18 protein-coding genes are annotated in these 17096 nt (G+C 70.3%); 9 read left to right on the top strand and 9 right to left on the bottom strand.

Annotation, left to right across the window (positions count from 1 at the left end):
- The first annotated feature begins 88 nt into the window (after window positions 1–88).
- Complete coding sequence (locus EJK15_RS14625; RefSeq protein WP_138710956.1) at window positions 89–625, top strand: hypothetical protein; 537 nt, start codon at window positions 89–91, stop codon at window positions 623–625.
- A gap of 6 nt (window positions 626–631) precedes the next feature.
- Here EJK15_RS14625 and EJK15_RS14620 read toward each other — a convergent pair whose 3' ends face one another.
- Window positions 632–1759: a saccharopine dehydrogenase family protein gene (locus EJK15_RS14620; RefSeq protein WP_138710955.1), complete on the bottom strand. Its 1128-nt coding sequence runs from the start codon at window positions 1757–1759 to the stop codon at window positions 632–634.
- A gap of 184 nt (window positions 1760–1943) precedes the next feature.
- Here EJK15_RS14620 and EJK15_RS14615 point away from each other — a divergent pair, with 184 nt between their 5' ends.
- Both EJK15_RS14615 and EJK15_RS14610 read left to right on the top strand, forming a co-directional pair.
- Window positions 1944–4037 (top strand): serine/threonine-protein kinase, encoded by a 2094-nt coding sequence (locus EJK15_RS14615; RefSeq protein ID WP_138710954.1) that lies wholly within the window; start codon window positions 1944–1946, stop codon window positions 4035–4037.
- Between the two features lie 54 nt (window positions 4038–4091).
- Window positions 4092–5078 (top strand): malate dehydrogenase, encoded by a 987-nt coding sequence (locus tag EJK15_RS14610; RefSeq protein WP_138710953.1) that lies wholly within the window; start codon window positions 4092–4094, stop codon window positions 5076–5078.
- A gap of 141 nt (window positions 5079–5219) precedes the next feature.
- Here EJK15_RS14610 and EJK15_RS70530 read toward each other — a convergent pair whose 3' ends face one another.
- A complete protein-coding gene (locus EJK15_RS70530) occupies window positions 5220–5366 on the bottom strand; it encodes a hypothetical protein (RefSeq protein ID WP_171074300.1) in 147 nt (48 codons plus the stop codon).
- 91 nt (window positions 5367–5457) lie between these two features.
- On the bottom strand, window positions 5458–6405 hold the full coding sequence (gene galE, locus EJK15_RS14605) for a UDP-glucose 4-epimerase GalE (protein ID WP_138710952.1): 948 nt from the start codon (window positions 6403–6405) through the stop codon (window positions 5458–5460).
- A gap of 86 nt (window positions 6406–6491) precedes the next feature.
- Between galE and EJK15_RS14600 the strand changes: the two genes are divergently transcribed.
- Both EJK15_RS14600 and trpS read left to right on the top strand, forming a co-directional pair.
- Complete coding sequence (locus EJK15_RS14600; protein ID WP_138710951.1) at window positions 6492–7805, top strand: hemolysin family protein; 1314 nt, start codon at window positions 6492–6494, stop codon at window positions 7803–7805.
- 14 nt (window positions 7806–7819) lie between these two features.
- Window positions 7820–8824, top strand: a complete 1005-nt coding sequence (trpS, locus tag EJK15_RS14595; RefSeq protein WP_171074299.1) for a tryptophan--tRNA ligase — start codon at window positions 7820–7822, stop codon at window positions 8822–8824.
- A 122-nt stretch (window positions 8825–8946) separates the two neighbouring features.
- On the opposite strand, the gene EJK15_RS72750 is transcribed toward trpS, so the two are convergent.
- Both EJK15_RS72750 and EJK15_RS74490 read right to left on the bottom strand, forming a co-directional pair.
- Window positions 8947–9363 (bottom strand): hypothetical protein, encoded by a 417-nt coding sequence (locus tag EJK15_RS72750; RefSeq protein ID WP_206060846.1) that lies wholly within the window; start codon window positions 9361–9363, stop codon window positions 8947–8949.
- Complete coding sequence (locus EJK15_RS74490) at window positions 9360–9572, bottom strand: VOC family protein (protein ID WP_240776977.1); 213 nt, start codon at window positions 9570–9572, stop codon at window positions 9360–9362. The genes EJK15_RS72750 and EJK15_RS74490 overlap by 4 nt, the downstream gene beginning before the upstream one ends.
- A 59-nt stretch (window positions 9573–9631) precedes the next feature.
- On the opposite strand from EJK15_RS74490, the gene EJK15_RS74485 reads away from it, so the two are divergent.
- Both EJK15_RS74485 and EJK15_RS14580 read left to right on the top strand, forming a co-directional pair.
- Window positions 9632–10297, top strand: a complete 666-nt coding sequence (locus EJK15_RS74485) for a TetR/AcrR family transcriptional regulator (protein ID WP_276615393.1) — start codon at window positions 9632–9634, stop codon at window positions 10295–10297.
- Between the two features lie 73 nt (window positions 10298–10370).
- A complete protein-coding gene (locus tag EJK15_RS14580; protein WP_138710948.1) occupies window positions 10371–11189 on the top strand; it encodes an alpha/beta fold hydrolase in 819 nt (272 codons plus the stop codon).
- Between the two features lie 95 nt (window positions 11190–11284).
- Here the strand turns inward: EJK15_RS14580 and EJK15_RS14575 are convergent, their stop codons facing one another.
- The 3 genes from EJK15_RS14575 to EJK15_RS76280 form a co-directional block, all read right to left on the bottom strand.
- Entirely contained in the window at window positions 11285–11578 is a 294-nt protein-coding gene (locus EJK15_RS14575; protein WP_138710947.1) for a hypothetical protein, read from the bottom strand.
- Window positions 11579–11868: 290 nt separating this feature from the next.
- On the bottom strand, window positions 11869–13059 hold the full coding sequence (locus EJK15_RS14570) for a helix-turn-helix domain-containing protein (protein WP_138710946.1): 1191 nt from the start codon (window positions 13057–13059) through the stop codon (window positions 11869–11871).
- A 134-nt stretch (window positions 13060–13193) separates the two neighbouring features.
- A complete protein-coding gene (locus EJK15_RS76280; protein WP_171074298.1) occupies window positions 13194–13700 on the bottom strand; it encodes a MarR family winged helix-turn-helix transcriptional regulator in 507 nt (168 codons plus the stop codon).
- A 61-nt stretch (window positions 13701–13761) separates the two neighbouring features.
- Between EJK15_RS76280 and EJK15_RS14560 the strand changes: the two genes are divergently transcribed.
- Window positions 13762–15042 carry an amidohydrolase family protein gene (locus EJK15_RS14560; protein ID WP_138710944.1) on the top strand — a complete coding sequence of 427 codons (1281 nt, stop codon included), beginning with the start codon at window positions 13762–13764 and terminating at the stop codon, window positions 15040–15042.
- Between the two features lie 20 nt (window positions 15043–15062).
- Complete coding sequence (locus EJK15_RS14555) at window positions 15063–15995, top strand: YihY/virulence factor BrkB family protein (protein ID WP_138710943.1); 933 nt, start codon at window positions 15063–15065, stop codon at window positions 15993–15995.
- Here EJK15_RS14555 and EJK15_RS14550 read toward each other — a convergent pair.
- Window positions 15984–17087, bottom strand: coding sequence for a D-alanyl-D-alanine carboxypeptidase family protein (locus EJK15_RS14550; protein ID WP_240776976.1), 1104 nt, complete (start codon window positions 17085–17087; stop codon window positions 15984–15986). The genes EJK15_RS14555 and EJK15_RS14550 overlap by 12 nt on opposite strands.
- Between the last annotated feature and the right edge of the window lie 9 nt (window positions 17088–17096).

The raw sequence follows: 17096 nt of genomic DNA, 5'->3' as shown, positions 1-17096 counted from the left end.
AACCACCAGTCCGATTAACACCAGAAACCGTCTTTCGCCACGCCGGAAAAAGTAGCAGAATGCCGAATCGCCAAACAGAGGGGCTGGAGTGATTTCCGACGAAATCTGGGTGCGGCTCGATCCCGGGGCGGGAATGGTGAGCGGGATCGGCTACAGGCGCTGGTTCATGGCCGGGATCGCGGCGATGCTCGTCGCGGCGGGCTGGCTGAGCGGTGCGATCAGCCCTCACCTGTCCTCCGGAGACAACGACAGTGGGCAGATATATGTGCGTAAGGACGAGATCGGCCGGCCGCAGCGCACCGAGACCACCATCCAGCAGACCTTCGTCAACGACGGCTGGCTGCCCGTCACCATCACCGGGGTCGGCGTGCCGGCCCATGACGATTACCGGCTCCTGGCGGCGGAGCCCAGGGACCACGGCGGTTTCCCCCGCACAGTCCCGTCCGGCGGGTCGATTTCGCTCACCTTGGTGATGTCCGTCGGGGACTGCGCGGCCGTCATGGAGGAGGTCGTTCCCGTCGTGTTCGAGGTGGAGCGCTGGTGGGGACGCTCGGCTGCCGACGTGGTGTCGGAGGACGGCGAGCCGCCCTGGTTCTCGTCCTTCAGCGCCGAGGAGTGCCAATGACCGGGATCAGGATTTCGCGGCGAATGTGATGCCCGCGCGCCGCAGGCGGTCGATGAGTGGGCGGCCCATGGCCGAGGCCGTAGTGAGCTGGCCCGACCGGTCCGGGACCGTGTCGAAGGCCAGGCACAGGGCCGCCTCGCCGAGCATCTTGGCGGTCTCGTCGTACCCGGGGTCGCCGCCCGCGACCTCCGTGACCACGCGCTCGCCCCCGCCCTCGCCCAGGAACGTGACCTTGAACCAGCTCCTGGAGCGCCGCTCGGGCGACGGGCCCTCGCCCGGCTTCAGCCGGCTCTGCATCCAGCCCCGGGCGGGCGGGATCATCGCGAGCGCGGCGAACGCACCCGCGCCCGCCGCCGTCGCCAGCGCCGCCGGGAGGGTCCTGACGGCGTAGTACTGGCGGTAGGTGAAGTCCGGGCCGTAGCGGTCGAGCAGGCGGGCCGAGTAGCCGACGATGTACGGATCGACGGAGGGCAACGGCAGCGCCCACCCGCCCACGTACCGCAGGACGCCGGGCGCCGAGCTCACCTTGCGTCCCTTCGGGCGGGGCTCGGCGGAGCGGCGCTGCGTGCCGGCCTCGACCATCTGACGGGCCCGGCCGAACATGGTCATCGCAGTGGCCAGGGTGCCGCCCGACGGGCGCATTCTCGTCCGCAGGAAGCCGCTGACCCTTAGCGGGACGCCCTCGGGGAGCCGGCTGACCGTGTAGAGGACGCCGAGGTCCCACGGGATGGAGTCGAAGCCGCAGGCGTGCACGATCTTGGCGCCGCTTCTGGCGGCCCGGTCGTGGTAGCGCACGTAGACGCGGTCCACGAACTCGGGCTCGCCCGTCAGGTCCAGGTAGTGGGTGCCGGCCTCGGCACACGCGGCGACGAGCGGCTCGCCGTACCGGATGTACGGGCCGACCGTGGTGGCAAGGACGCGCGTCTGGCGGGCGAGCTCCGCCACCGAGCCCGGGTCGGTGGCGTCGGCGATCAGGATCGGCACGTCGAGCCCGAGCCGCTCCAGCTTGGCCCGGTCGCGCCCGGCCAGCGCCCACCGGGTGCCGGGCGGGGCGGCCCCGGCGAGGTAGGCGGCCGTGAGCGCGCCGGTGAAACCGCTCGCGCCGAAGAGCACGATGTCGTAGGGACGATCCATGATCCAGAGCCTCCTCGTGGTAACCGGTACGTGCAAGAGGGTTTCCCCTGACTCGGCGGTTTGACCGCTTTCAATACCGGTAAAGCGAACCGTGACGTCACGAACGGTTAACGGATCCCTGAGAACATGCCGAGCGTCGTAAAGTTTGCCTCGTTGGAGTTCGGTAAAACGTGGGGAAAGACGAATGCCGCAGATCTCGCCGCTGATGGCCGGCGATCCCACTCAGCTGGGGTCATTCCGGCTGTCCGGACGGATCGGGGAGGGCGGTCAGGGCATCGTCTACCTGGGCGTCGACGAAGCGGGCGAGCGGGCGGCGATCAAGCTGCTGCACGTGAAGTTCACCGGCGACACCATCGCCAGGTCGCGCTTCGCCAGGGAGCTGAAGGCGGCGCAGCGGGTGGCGTCGTTCTGCACGGCCAGGGTGATAGAGGCCGATCTCGACGGCGACACGCCGTACATCGCCAGCGAATACATCGACGGGCGGCCGCTCAGGGAGATCATCGATACGGATGGGCCGCTCACCGGCACGGCCCTCGACCGGCTCGCGATCGGCACCGCCACCGCGCTCACTGCCATCCACCACGCCCACATCGTGCATCGGGACTTCAAACCGGACAACGTGCTGATCGCCGCCGACGGGCCGCGCGTGGTGGACTTCGGGATCGCCCGGATCATCGACTCCACCGGCACGATCACCAGCCGGGCCATCGGCACGCCCGCCTACATGGCGCCCGAGCAGATCGCCGGGGACGAGATCGGCCCCTACACCGACGTGTTCTCCTGGGGCGCGACCATCGCGTTCGCGGCGACCGGGAAGACCGCCTTCGAGGGCAAGTCCATCGCGGTGGTGCTCAACCGGATCCTCAACCACGAGGTCGACGTCGAGATGATGCCGGAGCCGTTACGTAGCGTGGTGCGCTCCGCGCTGGCCAAGGCGGCCGCCGAGCGGCCCTCCGCCGACCAGATCCTGCTGCGGCTGCTCGGGCAGTCGTCCACGGTGGGGGCGTCCACGGCCGTGCTCACCCGGGGTGTGCAGGTGGCCAGCGACGACACCACGCCGTTCACCAGAGTGTCGGCCGGGTCGATCACCGACAAGCCCGCGCACCAGGGCTCCCTGGCGCCGTCGTCCCAGGAGGGCTTAGCGGGCTCCCAGGAGCACCGGACGGGACACGGGGCCGTGACAGGGCAGGGGCAGAGGCCCGCGACAGGGCAGGGGCCTGTGACGGGGCAGGGGTCCGTGGCGGGGCCGCCCGGCGGTTCCGGGGACGTGACCCTGATGCCCGGCGGGTCAGGAGCGATGACCCGGCAGCCCGGTGGGACGGAGCGCCAGGAGCCGGTACCGCCGGAGACGGACGGGGCGCCGTACCCGATGACCGAGCCCGCCGCGCCCGCGCGGCGCGGCCGCGTGAAGCTGTGGGCGGCGTTCGGCACCGTGCTCGTCATGGTCGCCGCCGCGGCGCTCGCGCTGGCGATGAACGGCTGGCCGCCCCTGGCGTTCCAGGAGGAGCGCGATCCGGTCGAGACGCCCGGTGAGGACCCCTCGCGCTCGTTCGCCTCGGTGGTGGACAAGGTTGCCCAGACCGGGAAGATCGTGATCGGTGTGAAGGGCGACCTGCCCGGCGTGGGACTGCAGAACGGCGACGACTTCCAGGGCTTCGACATCGAGATCGCCAAGCGCATCGCCGAAGGGCTGGGGGCCAGGGAGACGACGTTCGTCAGGGTCGGCAGGGATGACCGGGGGCGCGCGCTGGCCGAGGGCAGGATGGACCTCGTCATCGCGACCTACGCCGTCGAGAAGGGCGAGACCCAGTTCGCGGGTCCCTACTACCTGGCGCACCGCGACGTCCTGGTGCGGGCGGGCAGCGGCATCGACTCGATCGACGACCTCGAGGACAAGGAGATCTGCGCCCCCAACAGTCCGTCCGTCGGCGACGTGCAGGACAAGGTGAAGGTCAAGCCCGTGCTGGCCAGCGACCTCGCCGTCTGCATGGAACTGCTCAAGAGCAACAAGGTAGACGCGATCCCCGGCGAAGACCTGATCCTGGCCGGGTTCGCCAACCGCGAAAACCTGCGCTACAAGATCCTCGGCGCCAAGCTGAGCAACGAGCGCTACGCCGTCGGCATCAAGAACGGCGACGCGAAGACCTGCAGGGCGGTGAACGGCGTCATCGCCAACCTCTACAGCACGGGCGTCCTCGCGGAGCTCATGAGCAGGCATTTCGGCAAGGTCGACTTCGAACCGGAGCTGAAACAGCCCGCGATGGAAACCTGCCGATGACGAGCGGGTAACATCCTGACGTCAAAGATTCCTGCCGCGAGTTAGGGGAAGGCCATGGCGTCGTCAGCCACTGCGCCCGTCAAGGTCACCGTCACCGGAGCCGCCGGCCAGATCGGCTACGCATTGCTGTTCCGCATCGCGTCGGGGCAGTTGCTCGGCGCCGACGTGCCGGTCAAGCTCAGCCTGCTGGAGATCCCGGCGGCACTGAAGGCCGCCGAGGGCACCGCGATGGAGCTGGACGACTGCGCGTTCCCGCTGCTGTCCGGCATCGAGATCACCGATGACCCCAACGTCGCCTTCAACGGGGCCAACGTAGCCCTGCTGGTCGGCGCCATGCCGCGTAAGGCCGGCATGGAGCGCGGCGACCTGCTCGGCGCCAACGGCGGCATCTTCGGCCCGCAGGGCAAGGCGATCAACGACCACGCCGCGGGCGACATCAGGGTCCTGGTCGTGGGCAACCCGGCCAACACCAACGCGCTCATCGCCCAGCAGCACGCACCCGACGTGCCCGCCGACCGCTTCACCGCGATGACCAGGCTCGACCACAACCGCGCGCTGTCGCAGCTCGCGGCCAAGCTGCAGGTTCCGGTCACCGAGATCAAGAAGATGACGATCTGGGGCAACCACTCCGCCACCCAATACCCCGACCTGTTCCACGCCGAGGTCGGCGGCAAGGTCGCGGCCGAGCAGGTCGACGGCGAGTGGCTGCGGGAGACGTTCATCCCGACGGTGGCCAAGCGCGGCGCCGCCATCATCGAGGCCCGCGGCGCCTCCTCGGCCGCCTCGGCCGCCAACGCCGCGATCGACCACGTCCACGACTGGGTCAACGGCACCGACTGGACCTCGGCGGCGGTCGTCTCCGACGGCTCCTACGGGGTGCCCGAGGGGCTCATCTCGTCGTTCCCGGTGCGTGCGGCGAACGGCAAGTTCGAGATCATCCAGGGCCTCGAGATCGACGCCTTCTCCCGCGAGCGGATCGACATCAGCGTCCGCGAGCTGGAGGAGGAGCGCACCGCGGTGAAGGACCTCGGCCTCATCTGATCGCACCACCCACGTGACGCGCGTCCCCTCGAACGGGGGCGCGCGTTCGTGTTCAGGCGGGTTGCGCTCCGGAAACGGCGTTCAGGCGGGTTGCGCTCCCGGAAACGGCGTTCAGGCGGGTCGCGCTTCCCGAAACGGCGTTCAGGTGGGGTGCCCTCCCAGCCCGATCTCCGCTTCCGAGAGCCCCACGGACAGCTCGCTCGGCGTGTGGCCGTGCGCCGGCTGCACGGCCGGAGCGGGCTGCGTGGTCGCGAAGATCACGCCCGCGGCGGCGATGAGGCTGCCCACCACGAGGAGGGCGCCAAAGATCAGTTTTGTAACCCTTGGTGAAAAGCTCCTCACGTTTCGGTATCACACCACATATCCACCGCCGCATCACTCATTTGGCAGAAAGCGCGTTCCAGGCATCGGAGACGATGTCGCGCAGCGCCGGCCGCTCGGCCTTCCAGCCCAGCTCACGCTGGATCTTCGCGGAGGAGGCGACCAGCACGGCGGGGTCGCCGGCGCGCCGCTCGCCCACGACGGCGGGGATCGCGTGGCCGGTGACCTCGCGGCAGACCGAGATCACCTCCTGCACGGTGAACCCGGTGCCGCTGCCCAGGTTGTAGATCTTGTGCTCGCCCGGCGTGATCGCCTCCAGCGCCAGCAGGTGCGCCCGCGACAGGTCGGACACGTGGATGTAGTCACGCACGCAGGTCCCGTCGGTCGTCGGGTAGTCGGTGCCGAACACGCTCACCGACGCGCGGTCGCCGGTCGCGACCTTCAGCACGTTCGGGATGAGATGCGTCTCGACGGTGTGCCGCTCGCGGTAGCGGCCGTAGGCGCCGGCCACGTTGAAGTACCGCAGGCTCACCGCCCCCAGTCCGCGGATGCGCGCGTACGCGCTCAGCGCGGTGTCCACGGCCAGCTTCGACGCGCCGTACGGGTTGGTCGGGCGCGTCGGGTCGCTCTCCTGGATGGGGGAGCGCTCGGGCTCCCCGTACGTGGCCGCCGTCGAGGAGAACACGATCCTGCCCACGCCCTTGTCCCGCATGGCGTCGAGCAGGGCCAGCGTGCCGCCGAGGTTGTTGGCCCAGTAGAGCCCCGGCTTCTCCACCGACTCGCCCACCAGCGACTTCGCCGCGAAGTGCAGCACCGCGTCCACGCCGTCGAGCGCGTCGCCGGCCGCGGCGATGTCCGCCCGGACAAATCGGGCACCGTCCGGCACCGCGTCCTGATGCCCGGTCGACAGGTCGTCGAGTACGGTCACGTCGTGTCCCGCCTCGATGAGCTGCGCCGCGACGACGCTGCCCACGTATCCGGCCCCCCCGGTGACCAGCAACCTCATGTTTACTCCTGTTAAAATATGTTTGATTTTGTAGGGCTTGCCCATCAGCATACGCGGGAAAGCCCACGAGTACGCTGCCAAACACCATGTTCGACACCGTCGCGGCCAACATCGCCCTGGTCCTGATCTTCATTCTGATCGGAGGCTTCTTCGCCGCTGCCGAGATGGCGCTGGTCTCCCTCAGGGACGGCCAGGTGCGGAAGCTCGCCCTGCGGGGCCGCCGGGGCGATCGCGTGGCCAAGCTCGCCCGCGACCCCAACCGCTTCCTGTCCGCCGTGCAGATCGGCGTGACCGTGGCGACCATGCTGTCGGCCGCGTTCGGCGCCGACCGGCTCGCCCAGCAGCTCGTGCCCGTGCTCGAAGGGTGGCGGGTGCCCGAGGCCGTGTCCCCTGTGCTCGCGCTGGTGCTGGTGACGCTGGCCATCTCGTACGTGTCGCTCGTGCTCGGCGAGCTCGCCCCCAAGCGCCTGGCCCGGCAGCGGGCGGAGGGGCTCTCCCTGTTCGTGGCCCCCTTCCTGGACTGGATCGCCGCCCTGTCGCGCCCGGTCATCTGGACGCTGTCGAAGTCCACCGACGGCGTGGTCAGGCTGCTCGGCGGTAATCCGGCGGCCGACCGGGAGGAGGTCACCACCGAGGAGCTGCGCGACATGGTCGTCGGCCACACCGACCTGACCGCCGACGAGCGCAAGCTGATCGTCGAGGTGTTCGCCGCCGGGAAACGGCAGCTCAGAGAGGTGATGCTGCCGCGTACGGAGGTGGAGTTCATGGACGCCGACACGCCGCTGGACGAGGCGGCGCGGCTGGCCGCGGCGCTCCCGCACTCCCGCTTCCCCGTCTACCGCGAGTCGTACGACGAGGTCGTCGGCTTCGTCCACGTACGCGACCTGCTCGACCCCGAGCTCATCGGCCGCACCGAGCCCATCAGCACCGTCGTGCCGATCCGCGCCGCGAAGTTCGTGCCCGCCTCCAAACGCCTGCTCACCACGCTGAACGAGATGCGCGATGAGGGCCAGCACCTGGCGATCGTGGTGGACGAGTACGGCGGCACGGCCGGCATCGTCACTATGGAGGACCTGGTCGAGGAGCTGATCGGGGACATCAGAGACGAGTACGACGTCGAGGAGGATGTCGTGGTCCTGCCCGCAGGCGAGATCGAGATCGACGGCCTGACGAACCTCAACGACTTCGCCACCGAGACCGGCATCAGGCTGCCGGACGGCCCTTACGAGACGCTGGGCGGGTTCGTGATGGCCATGCTGGGCCACGTGCCGGTCATCGGGGAACGGGTGGAGATCCCGGGATTCGAGCTGACCGTCACCGAGCTCGACGGACGCCGTATCGCCAGGGTGAGGGTGAAACGCCGACCGGTCGCCGAGTCGCCGCCCGACGAGGATTCCTGACACAATTGCCTGCTATGGCCAGACCTCGTGTACTCTCCGGCATCCAGCCCACCGCGGACTCCTTCCACCTGGGCAATTACCTGGGTGCGGTCCGCCAGTGGGTCACTCTGCAGGAGACCCACGACGCGTTCTACTGTGTGGTCGATCTTCACGCGATCACCGTGCCGACCGAGCCCGCCGCCCTGCGCCGCCGCAGCCGCGTGGCCGCCGCGCAGCTCTTCGCCGCCGGTCTCGACCCGGAGCGCTCCACCGTCTTCGTGCAGTCGCACGTACGCGAGCACACCGAGCTCGCCTGGGTCCTGATCTGCCTCACCGGCATGGGCGAGGCGGGCAGGATGACGCAGTTCAAGGACAAGTCGGCCAAGTTCGGGGAGAGCGCCGCCAGCGTCGGCCTGTTCACCTACCCGATCCTGCAGGCCGCCGACATCCTGCTCTACCAGGCCAACCGGGTCCCGGTCGGAGCCGACCAGAAGCAGCACCTTGAGCTGACGCGCGACCTCGGCCAGCGCTTCAACCACCGCTTCGGCGACACGTTCACGCTGCCCGAGCCGTACATCCTCAAGGAGGTCGAGAAGATCACCGACCTGCAGGACCCGACGGCGAAGATGTCGAAGTCGTCGTCGAGCCCGGCCGGGATCCTGGACGTCCTTGAGCAGCCGGGGCCGCTGCGCAAGAAGATCATGCGGGCGGTCACGGACACGGGCTCGGAGGTCCTGTTCGACGAGGAGAACAAGCCCGGCATCTCCAACCTGCTGCGCATCCAGTCCGCGCTGACCGCCACGCCCATCCCCGACCTGGTCGCCCGCTATGCGGGGCAGGGCTACGGCACGTTCAAGAAGGACGTGGCGGAGGCCGTGGTGGACGCGTTCGCGCCGATCCGCGAGCGCACGGAGAAGCTGCTGTCGGACGAGAAGGAGCTGGACCGGCTGCTGGCCATCGGCGCGGAGCGCGCGTCGGCGGTGGCCAAGCAGACCATGGCGGAGGTCCGCGACAGGATCGGCTTCCTCCCCAAGCACTGACAACGCCCCGGACTTTCCGCACGCCGCCCACCTGCCGCGGGCACCGGCACGATGGTGACGCCGCCGTTCGGGCGGAAGCTGGGTGCGTGGTCAGGAGAGGTGGCCGGGAGTGGGGCCGGCGGTCAGCGGTGCAGGTCGGCGGTCAGTTCGGTGGCGGTGGCGAGGTCGGTGGTGAGCGCCTCGCGCTCGGCCGGGGCCAGCTCCATCGCCTCGACCTCGGCCAGCAGCGCCGCCGCCCCATCACGATCACCGGTACGCAGCCGCAGCTCGGCCAGGTAGACCAGCGCGGGCAACCGCTGGGCGGGCGGCGCATCGGCGTGCCGGGCGAGCCCGTTCTCCAGCACCCGGATCCCGGCCGCCTCGTCGCCGTGGGAGTCCCCCTGGCGCGCGGCAGCGGCGACCACCCGTGCCAGCCTGCCCTCCGACGGGTCGGGCTCGTCGGCGTCGTCCTTGTACCTGCTGATCCGCAGCCAGTTCCCGCCGGGATCGACCACCATGAACCCGCCCGCGGCGCCCTGCATGCGCCGCGGCCGGGTCATCCGGGGATTCCGGACACCGGGATCTTGCCGAACGCCGCATGCAGCCCGGCGGCGAACGACTTGTGCAGCGCCTCCGTGTCCTCGACCTGCACGATCACGCTCCCCATGGAGTCGGCGGGGTCGAACTCGGGGACGCCGAAGAAGTGCAGGTCGATCCCGCCGCGGTGGACGCAGGCGTACGGGTTGGGGCGCTCCTGGCGGTAGGTCACGTCGAACCCGAGCGCCGTGTAGAAGGGCAGGACGTCGTCGAGATAGCGACACGTCGCGGATCGTCGACGCCGCCATCGCCGAGGCCGACCGCGCCGGGCCGGCCGCCCTGTCGATGCGGGCGCTGGCCCAGGCGCTCGGCATCGGGACGGCCTCGCTGTACACGTACGTGCCGGGCAAGGCCGAACTGCTCGAGTTGATGGTCGAACGGGTCGTGGGTGGCCGGCCCCTTCCCGACGCCGATGGCGGGTGGCGGGCCGGGCTGCGTGACCTGGCCGCGTCCGACCTGGCCGCCTACCGCGCCCATCCCTGGCTGCTGCAGGTGGCCACCTCGCGGACCGTGTTCGGCCCGAACGTCATCGCCCGCTACGACGCCGCACTGGGCCTGCTCGACGGGGTCGGCCTGGCGGCCATCGACGTGGCCGGATGCGTCGCGGCGGTGGAGTCGTACACGCGGGGTGCGGCGTCGGCGGTCGTCGAGGCCGAGCTGGCGCCCGTGCAGACCGGGAGCAGCGACGACGAGTGGTGGGAGCGGCGGGCTCCGCTCCTGGGCGAGCGCATGAACGGGCGCTTCCCGCGGCTTGCCGCGCTGGAGGAGGCGGGGGCGTTCGCCGTGTCGGACACCGTGCTGCCGTACACGCTGCAACGGGCGCTCGATCGCTTCCACTTCGGTCTTGATCTCGTCCTCGACTCCATCGGAGGCCGGATCGCGGCTGCTCGGGGATGACCCGTCCGATGCGGGGTTGTCGAGGCTCCTTAGCACTGCTAAATTCGACTTAGCGTCGCTAAGGAGATGAGCCATGATCACGACGACAGCGGCCGACGGGACCGAGGCGCGGGCCATCGACGAAGGACGGGGGCCGGTCATCCTCGTCCTCCATCCGGGGCTGGACGATGGCACGTCCTGGAGGCAGGTGGCCGCCCGGCTGACGCCGCGCTATCGGGTGGTGCGCCCGCACCGCCGCCGGTACCGGCTGGATCTCACCGGAAGGCCGTGCACGGTCGAGGAGGAGGTGGAGCACGTTCTCGCGGTGGCGGAGGCCGTCGGCGGCGGGCCGATGCTGATCGTCGGGCACTCGTCGGGCGCCGTGATCGCCCTGGAGGCGATGGTGGCCGCGCCGTCCGTGTTCGCCGGCGCGGTCATCTACGAGCCGCCGATCGTGGTCGGCGCGCCGCTCGGTGGCCCGGACGGCGAGATCCACAGGCTGACGCAGGCGGCGATCGCGGCGGGCCGGCCGGGGAAGGCGATGAGGATCTTCACACGCGAGACCGTGGGGCTGCCCGCGTGGGCGTCGTTCCTGGTGGGTGTGTTCGTGTCGGTCGTGCCGAGGATGCGGGCGTTCGTTCCCCGGCAGATCGAGGACAACGTAGGCATGGATTCTCTCGGGGTCCGGCTGGAGGCCTACGCGGGGATCAAGGCGCCGGTCGTGCTGCTCGGCGGCGACCGCAGCCCGGCGCATCTAGGCGAGCGGCTCGACGCCCTGGAGCGAGTGCTGCCGCAGGCGGAGAGGGTAGTGCTGCGCGGGCAGGGGCACTCCGCCCACGCCAAGGCCCCCGGCCGGGTCGCCGCCGCCATCGAAGCCCTCGCCGCCAAGGTCCTGCCCCAGGTCCCCGGCTGACCGGCGGTGCGTGCTGGGCGAAGCCCGGCCGCGATCGGTCCAGATGCTGCGGATGGCGGCCGGGCGCATGAGCGGGAGAGGGGCCGTCGAGGTGGTCAGCCGGGCCAGGCCTCGACCCGCTCGTTGTGGATCAGGGACGCCTGGTGGGCCAGCGTGGACGCAAGCGTGACCGCGTCCGGGCTGCCGATGCGCTGCCGGATCCCGGCCGCGCTCATCCGGACCGTGATCGGCCGCCGCAGCTCGGCCGTCCACCTGGCCGCATCCGGCGCGTCAACGAGGTAGTGGATCTCCCACGCCGGATACGTGGTCCGCAGGACGTCGAGCTGGCGCCCCGTGAGATGTGCGTCGCCCTCGGCGGGCGAACCGGCGGCCCTGCCCTCAGAGGGCATCTCGAATCACCTCCTCCGCGTAGCCCGGTGGAGGCGCAGGATGGCCCGCAGAGCGGCCAGGGTCGGCCTGGTGAACCGGATGTCGCCGTGAATGGCGGTCCACCCGGATTGATCTCGCTCGAACGCCCACCCCGGGAACTCTCGCACGGCCTCTTGCAGTAGTCGTTCCATGACGAAATCGGCACCCGGCGCTGTGGTCATTAACGCAGCGTGTCACTGATACGCCTGTCCGTGACGAACTCGGGCGACAGAACTCCCTGTTCGCACCGTCCGAACTCATAGTTCGCGGGTCAGCTCAGGATGCCGTGGCGTTCGGCGAGATAGCGGACCTCCGGCGCCCACGACGGCCGCGCGCGCCGCGCCAGCGACCGGACCATCTCCCTCAGCAGCAGCTTGTGGTCCAGCTCCTCAGGGGACTCCCGCTCGATTCTGAGCAGGTGGAGCAGGCTCGCGGCGTCGTCGCCCAGGTCCTCGCAGGCGCGGGCGACGTGGCCGAGGTGCGTGGTCCGCCGCTCGATGGACGGGGTCTGGCGCAGGTCGATGTCGTCGGCGATCCGCAGCACGTCCTCGGGATGGCCGGTGTCGTTCTCGATGCTGGCCATGTGGATGGCGACGTTCGTGGGCCCGAAGAAGGCCAGGTCGTAGACGTCCGACGTGTCGCGCACACGTTCGGCGAGCTGCGCCGCGGGCCCGCGTACCCGCTCTCTCGCCTGGTCGTCGTCGCCCGACCGGGCCTCGCCGATCGCGGCGAGCAGGTGCAGCGCGCCGAGCGCCTTGAGGTGACGCTGGTCGCCGTCCGTGACGTGCGGCTCGAGGAGCTCGATGCCGCGCCGCGCGACGTCGTACGCGATCTGGTGCATGTCGTCCGACAGCATCGACTGCCCGAGGCTCCAGTACGCCCACGCGATCATCAGCGGATCCTCGGACTCTTCGGCGAAGCGCATGGCCCGGTCCGCCGCGAGATGCGCGAGGTCCACCCGGCGAAGGTGCTTGAGCACGCCCCTGGCCAGCATGTACGCGTCCGTCGCGACGCTGTGGGCCCGCGGCGTGCGCTCCAGCGCGAGGCTCTCGGCGTCGCTGACCAGGGACGGCAGCGCCGCCATCAGGATCGAGTAGCGGCGCGTCGAGGTGAACCAGGCGTTGCGCGCCGCCGCCACCCGCTCCGCGAGCTGCTCGGCGTCGGGCGGCTCGATGTCGGGCGCCAGAGAGCGGCAGGTGAACAGGGCGCGCTCGATGTCGCCGATCTGCGGCCGGCTGGGCTCGTGCGAGTCGCGCGGGGTCTCTCCTAGCAGGACGGCGGTGCGTACGCCCAGCACTTTGGCGATCTCCCGCAGGAGGGGCAGCGACGGTGTCCGCTTGCCGTGCTCGATCAGCTCGATGTGCCGGGTGGTGCAGCCGGACTGGGTCGCCAGCGCGGTGGTGCTCATGCCCCTTCGCTCGCGCTGGAGTCTGACCATCTGCCCGGTGCTGATTTCGGTCATAGGCTCTGGGCCTCCTGGCTCGGTCCAACCACCCACAGGCTAGGGCCACCGAACCCGGCCTGCCATGGTTTCGGCCCAGCTCAGGAGCCACCACGACGCGAGTGATTCTCAAGAAAGACGGGCCACAGCCTGCGCTAGCGGAAGCGGCGGCGGCCCATGGGGGAAAGGATCTCGCGGAGCGCGTCCGCGGCGTGCCGCACCGTCTCCTCCGGGATCCCAGCCGTCACCTCCGCGTACGCCCGGGTCGAGGCCTCCAGCCCCGCCGCGGCCACGCGCCGCCCCTCGTCCGTCAGCTGGACCCAGCGGCTGCGCGCGTCGCCCGCGTTGGCCTCCCGCTCCACATATCCCGCCGCCGTCAGCCGCAGCAGCACGTTGCTGATGCCCCCCGAGGTGAGGAGCAGCGCCTTGGACAGTTCGCTGGGCTTCATCCGGTAGGGCGGCGCCGCCCGGCTCAGCGACATCAGCACGTCGAACTCGGCGTAGGTCAGCCCCAGCTCCGCCATCTCGGCCTTGACCACCTGCTCGAACAGCAGGTGGAGCCGGGTGATCCGCTTGCCGAGCTCGAGTGTGGCGATGAGCGACGACGACATGCCGGCCTCTTGCCACCGGGGAACCATCGCGTCGATCTCATCCGGTTTCACGTCATCGAGGATACCCAGGAGAAGATTGCTTTCTAAAAAGCTTCTGATTAAGCTTTCGCGTATGACATCGACTGTGCTGATCAAGAACGGCGTCGTCATCGACACCGAGCCCGCGCCTGTCGTGCTGGGCCGGGCCGACGTGCGCATCGAGAACGGCGCGATCGCCGAGGTGGGCCCCGGCCTGCCCGACGTTCCGGGAGCGGAGGTGATCGACGCGACCGGGCGGATCGTGCTTCCGGGTTTCGTCGACACCCACCGGCACACCTGGCAGACGGCCATCAGGGCGGCCATCCCCGACACCACTCTCGACGGCTACATGCGGCGCATCCTCGGGGAGATCGCCCCCAACTACCGCCCGCGCGACATCTACGCGGGCAACCTCGCCGGCGCGCTGGAGTGCCTGGACGTGGGCGTCACCACGCTGCTGGACTGGTCGCACGCCCAGTTCAGCCCCGCCCACACGGACTCCGCCGTCCAGGCGCTGCGAGAGTCCGGCATCAGGGCCGTGTTCGGTTACTGCCACGGCGGCGACCCCGGGGGGCTCACGAGCGAGGGCCGGCGGGTCCGCGAGCGGCTGTTCGACACGCCCGGCCTGGTGACGATGGCCATCGCGGCCATGGGACCGGAGATCGCGGGCGAGGAGCGCGCGCTGGATGAGTGGCGGCTCGCCGCGGAGCTCGGCCTGCCGGTCACCGTGCACATGGGCGGGGGAGGCCCGGACGGCGCCACGAGCGGGCTGACGTTCCTGGAGTCGAACGGGCTGCTCGCCACCCCCACCACGTTCGTGCACGCGCTCCACTACACCGACGAGGAGTTCAAGCGCATCGCCGGCAGCGGCGGCACCATCTCGCTCGCGCCGGTGGACGAGATGAACCTGGGCATGGGCTACCCGGCCACCGGGCGGGCCAGGGCGGCCGGGATCCCGACCGGGCTCGGCGCCGACACCGTGGTGTGCGCCCCCGGCGACATGTTCTCCCTGATGCGCACCATCCACCTGCTCGAACGCGGCCGCCCCGACGGCGCCGGGCTCGGCTTCACCACCCGAGACGCGCTGCGCATGGCCACCATCGAGGGCGCCGAGGTGCTCGGCCTGGCCGACGTCGTCGGGTCGCTGCGGCCGGGCAAGCAGGCGGACCTGGTGCTGCTGCGCACGGACACGCTCGGCATGGCCGCCGCGCACGACCCGATCGGCGCCGTCGTGCTGAACGCCGACACCAGCTGCGTGGACACCGTCCTCGTCGGAGGGCGTGTGGTCAAGCGGGACGGCCGGCTGCTCCACCACGACCTGGCGGCGGTCCTCACGGCCCTGACGGAATCGGCGAGCGCTGTCGTGAGGGCATGATCATCGGGTAGTAGAGGGTGATGGCGAGCCTGGCGGAGCGGATCGCGGAGGCCAAGGCCTGGGGCCGCGGCAAGGTGGATGACTGGCGGGTCCGCAGGTTGTCGATCGACCATCTCATCAGGGCGGTGCAGCGCTACCAGCTGCAGTTCGGCGACCGGCTGGCGGGCGCGGTCACGTACTTCGCGTTCCTGTCGTTCTTCCCGCTGGTGGCGCTGTCGTACGCGGTGCTCGGATTCGTGGTGGCGACCAGCGAGACCACCAGGGATGCCCTGGAGGCGGCGATCGTCGAGCGGCTGCCGGGGATCGCCACGCAGCTCGACCTCGACGCCATCGCCAAGGCCAAGGCGGCGGCCGGGATCATCGGCCTGCTCGGCCTCCTCTACGCCGGGCTCGGCGCGCTGGACGCGCTGCGCGGGGCGCTGCGCGAGATGTCCATGACCACCGAGCCGCCGCTCGGCTTCCTCGCCGGCAAGCTCCGCGACCTGGCCTCGCTGGTCATGCTCGGGGTGACGATGATCACCTCCGTGCTGGTGGCGGGGTTCGCCACCACGGCCACGGACAACGTCATGAACTTCCTCTTCGGCAGCGAATCCGCGCTGGCCACCGTCGGGCTGCGAGTGGCCGGGGTGGCGGCGAGCGTGGGGGCCGACTGGCTGCTGTTCCTGATCCTGCTCGGGTGGGTGGCCAGGCCGACCCAGCCGTTCCGGGTGATCGCCAAGGGGGCGCTGCTGGGCGCGATCGGGTTCGGGCTGCTCAAGCAGGTGGCCACGCTGCTGCTGGGGCAGACGCTCGCCAATCCGGTCTACGGCACGTTCGCCGTCATCGTCGGCCTGCTGATCTGGATGAACTTCTCCGCCAGGCTCGTGCTCTACGTCGCCGCGTGGACGGCCACCGCGGGGTTCTGCCCGCCGCCGTCCCCGTCGCCGGTGCCGCCGGCGACGTCAGAAGCGTGACCTGGCGCGCCGGCGGCGGATCCCGTACCCGAGGTAGATCAGCCCGAACAGCAGCCCGCCGCCGATCACCACCGAACCGACCGTCTTGGTGGAGTCGGTCTGCTTCTGGGCGGCCGTGTCGAGCAGCGGCGGCTGCGCGGCCGGCGTGACCTGCGTGGCGGGCGCGGATGCCTGCTGCTGCGGGGCGGGCAGCCCTGCGGGCAGCGGGTTCACGAGCTCGCCGACCGGGGTGACCTTGCCCTTGACCGAGAAGCCCCAGTCGAGCAGCTTGGCCACCTCCTCCCAGAAGTAGCCCTCGTGCCGCATGATGCTCACCAGGACCGTGTGCCCGCCGCGGGTGGCCGCGCCGACGAAGCTGCCCTGGGCCTTCGAGGTCCAGCCGTTCTTGACGCCGATCGTGCCCTGGTAGCGCCAGAGCAGCTTGTTGTGGTTGCTGATCTGGTAGTGCTTCCCCTTGGGCGCCGGGAAGTTCGCCGTCTTCGTGCTGGTGTAGCGCCGGAACTCCGGGTTGGCCAGGCCGGCCCGGGCGATGAGCGCCAGGTCGTAGGCCGAGCTGCTCTGCCCGGGCTTGTCCAGGCCGCTCGGCGTCTTGGCCACGGTGTCGTACGCCTGCAGCCGCTTGGCCTCGGCGTTCATGTCCAGCATGGTCTTGGCGACGCCGCCGTTCGTCTCGGCAAGGGCCATGGCCGCGTCGTTGCCCGACGACATCATCAGGCCCTTGAACAGGTCCTCGACCTTGTACGTCCCCTTGGGCGTCAGGCCGACCGCGGTGCCCTCTTGGTTGCAGGCGTTGTGGCTGGGCCGGATCTTGCGGTTCTTGTCGAGCTTGGGTATGAGCGTGAGCGCGGTCAGCGTCTTGATCGTGCTGGCCGGCAGGTAGCGCCCGTGGGCGTCCTTCGCCGCGAGGACCTGGCCCGTGTCAGCGTCCGCGATGACGTACGAAGTAGCCTTGGTCTTGGGCGGCTTCTTGACGCCTTCGGGTGCTACCATGCCGCGGCTGCCCAGCGCCTCGCCGCCGACCGGCGTCGTGGGTTCGGCATAGGCGGTCCCGCCGGTGAGCGAGACTGCGGCGATGAGTGCCGTGACAGGCACGATTTTCGT

Origin of the sequence: Nonomuraea basaltis, from assembly GCF_005893125.1 — a bacterium.
GTDB lineage: Bacteria > Actinomycetota > Actinomycetes > Streptosporangiales > Streptosporangiaceae > Nonomuraea > Nonomuraea basaltis.
Note: the sequence above shows the minus strand (reverse complement) of the source record. Positions and strands in the feature narration are given on the sequence as shown.

Coding starts and splice junctions, on each gene's coding strand:
- EJK15_RS14570 (WP_138710946.1), bottom strand. CDS start 13,059: ATGACCGAAATCAGCACCGGGCAGATGGTCAGACTCCAGCGCGAGCGA.
- EJK15_RS14580 (WP_138710948.1), top strand. CDS start 10,371: ATGATCACGACGACAGCGGCCGACGGGACCGAGGCGCGGGCCATCGAC.
- EJK15_RS14600 (WP_138710951.1), top strand. CDS start 6,492: ATGTTCGACACCGTCGCGGCCAACATCGCCCTGGTCCTGATCTTCATT.
- EJK15_RS14575 (WP_138710947.1), bottom strand. CDS start 11,578: ATGCCCTCTGAGGGCAGGGCCGCCGGTTCGCCCGCCGAGGGCGACGCA.
- trpS (WP_171074299.1), top strand. CDS start 7,820: ATGGCCAGACCTCGTGTACTCTCCGGCATCCAGCCCACCGCGGACTCC.
- EJK15_RS14610 (WP_138710953.1), top strand. CDS start 4,092: ATGGCGTCGTCAGCCACTGCGCCCGTCAAGGTCACCGTCACCGGAGCC.
- EJK15_RS14615 (WP_138710954.1), top strand. CDS start 1,944: ATGCCGCAGATCTCGCCGCTGATGGCCGGCGATCCCACTCAGCTGGGG.
- EJK15_RS14560 (WP_138710944.1), top strand. CDS start 13,762: ATGACATCGACTGTGCTGATCAAGAACGGCGTCGTCATCGACACCGAG.
- EJK15_RS14555 (WP_138710943.1), top strand. CDS start 15,063: ATGGCGAGCCTGGCGGAGCGGATCGCGGAGGCCAAGGCCTGGGGCCGC.
- galE (WP_138710952.1), bottom strand. CDS start 6,405: ATGAGGTTGCTGGTCACCGGGGGGGCCGGATACGTGGGCAGCGTCGTC.
- EJK15_RS14620 (WP_138710955.1), bottom strand. CDS start 1,759: ATGGATCGTCCCTACGACATCGTGCTCTTCGGCGCGAGCGGTTTCACC.
- EJK15_RS72750 (WP_206060846.1), bottom strand. CDS start 9,363: ATGACCCGGCCGCGGCGCATGCAGGGCGCCGCGGGCGGGTTCATGGTG.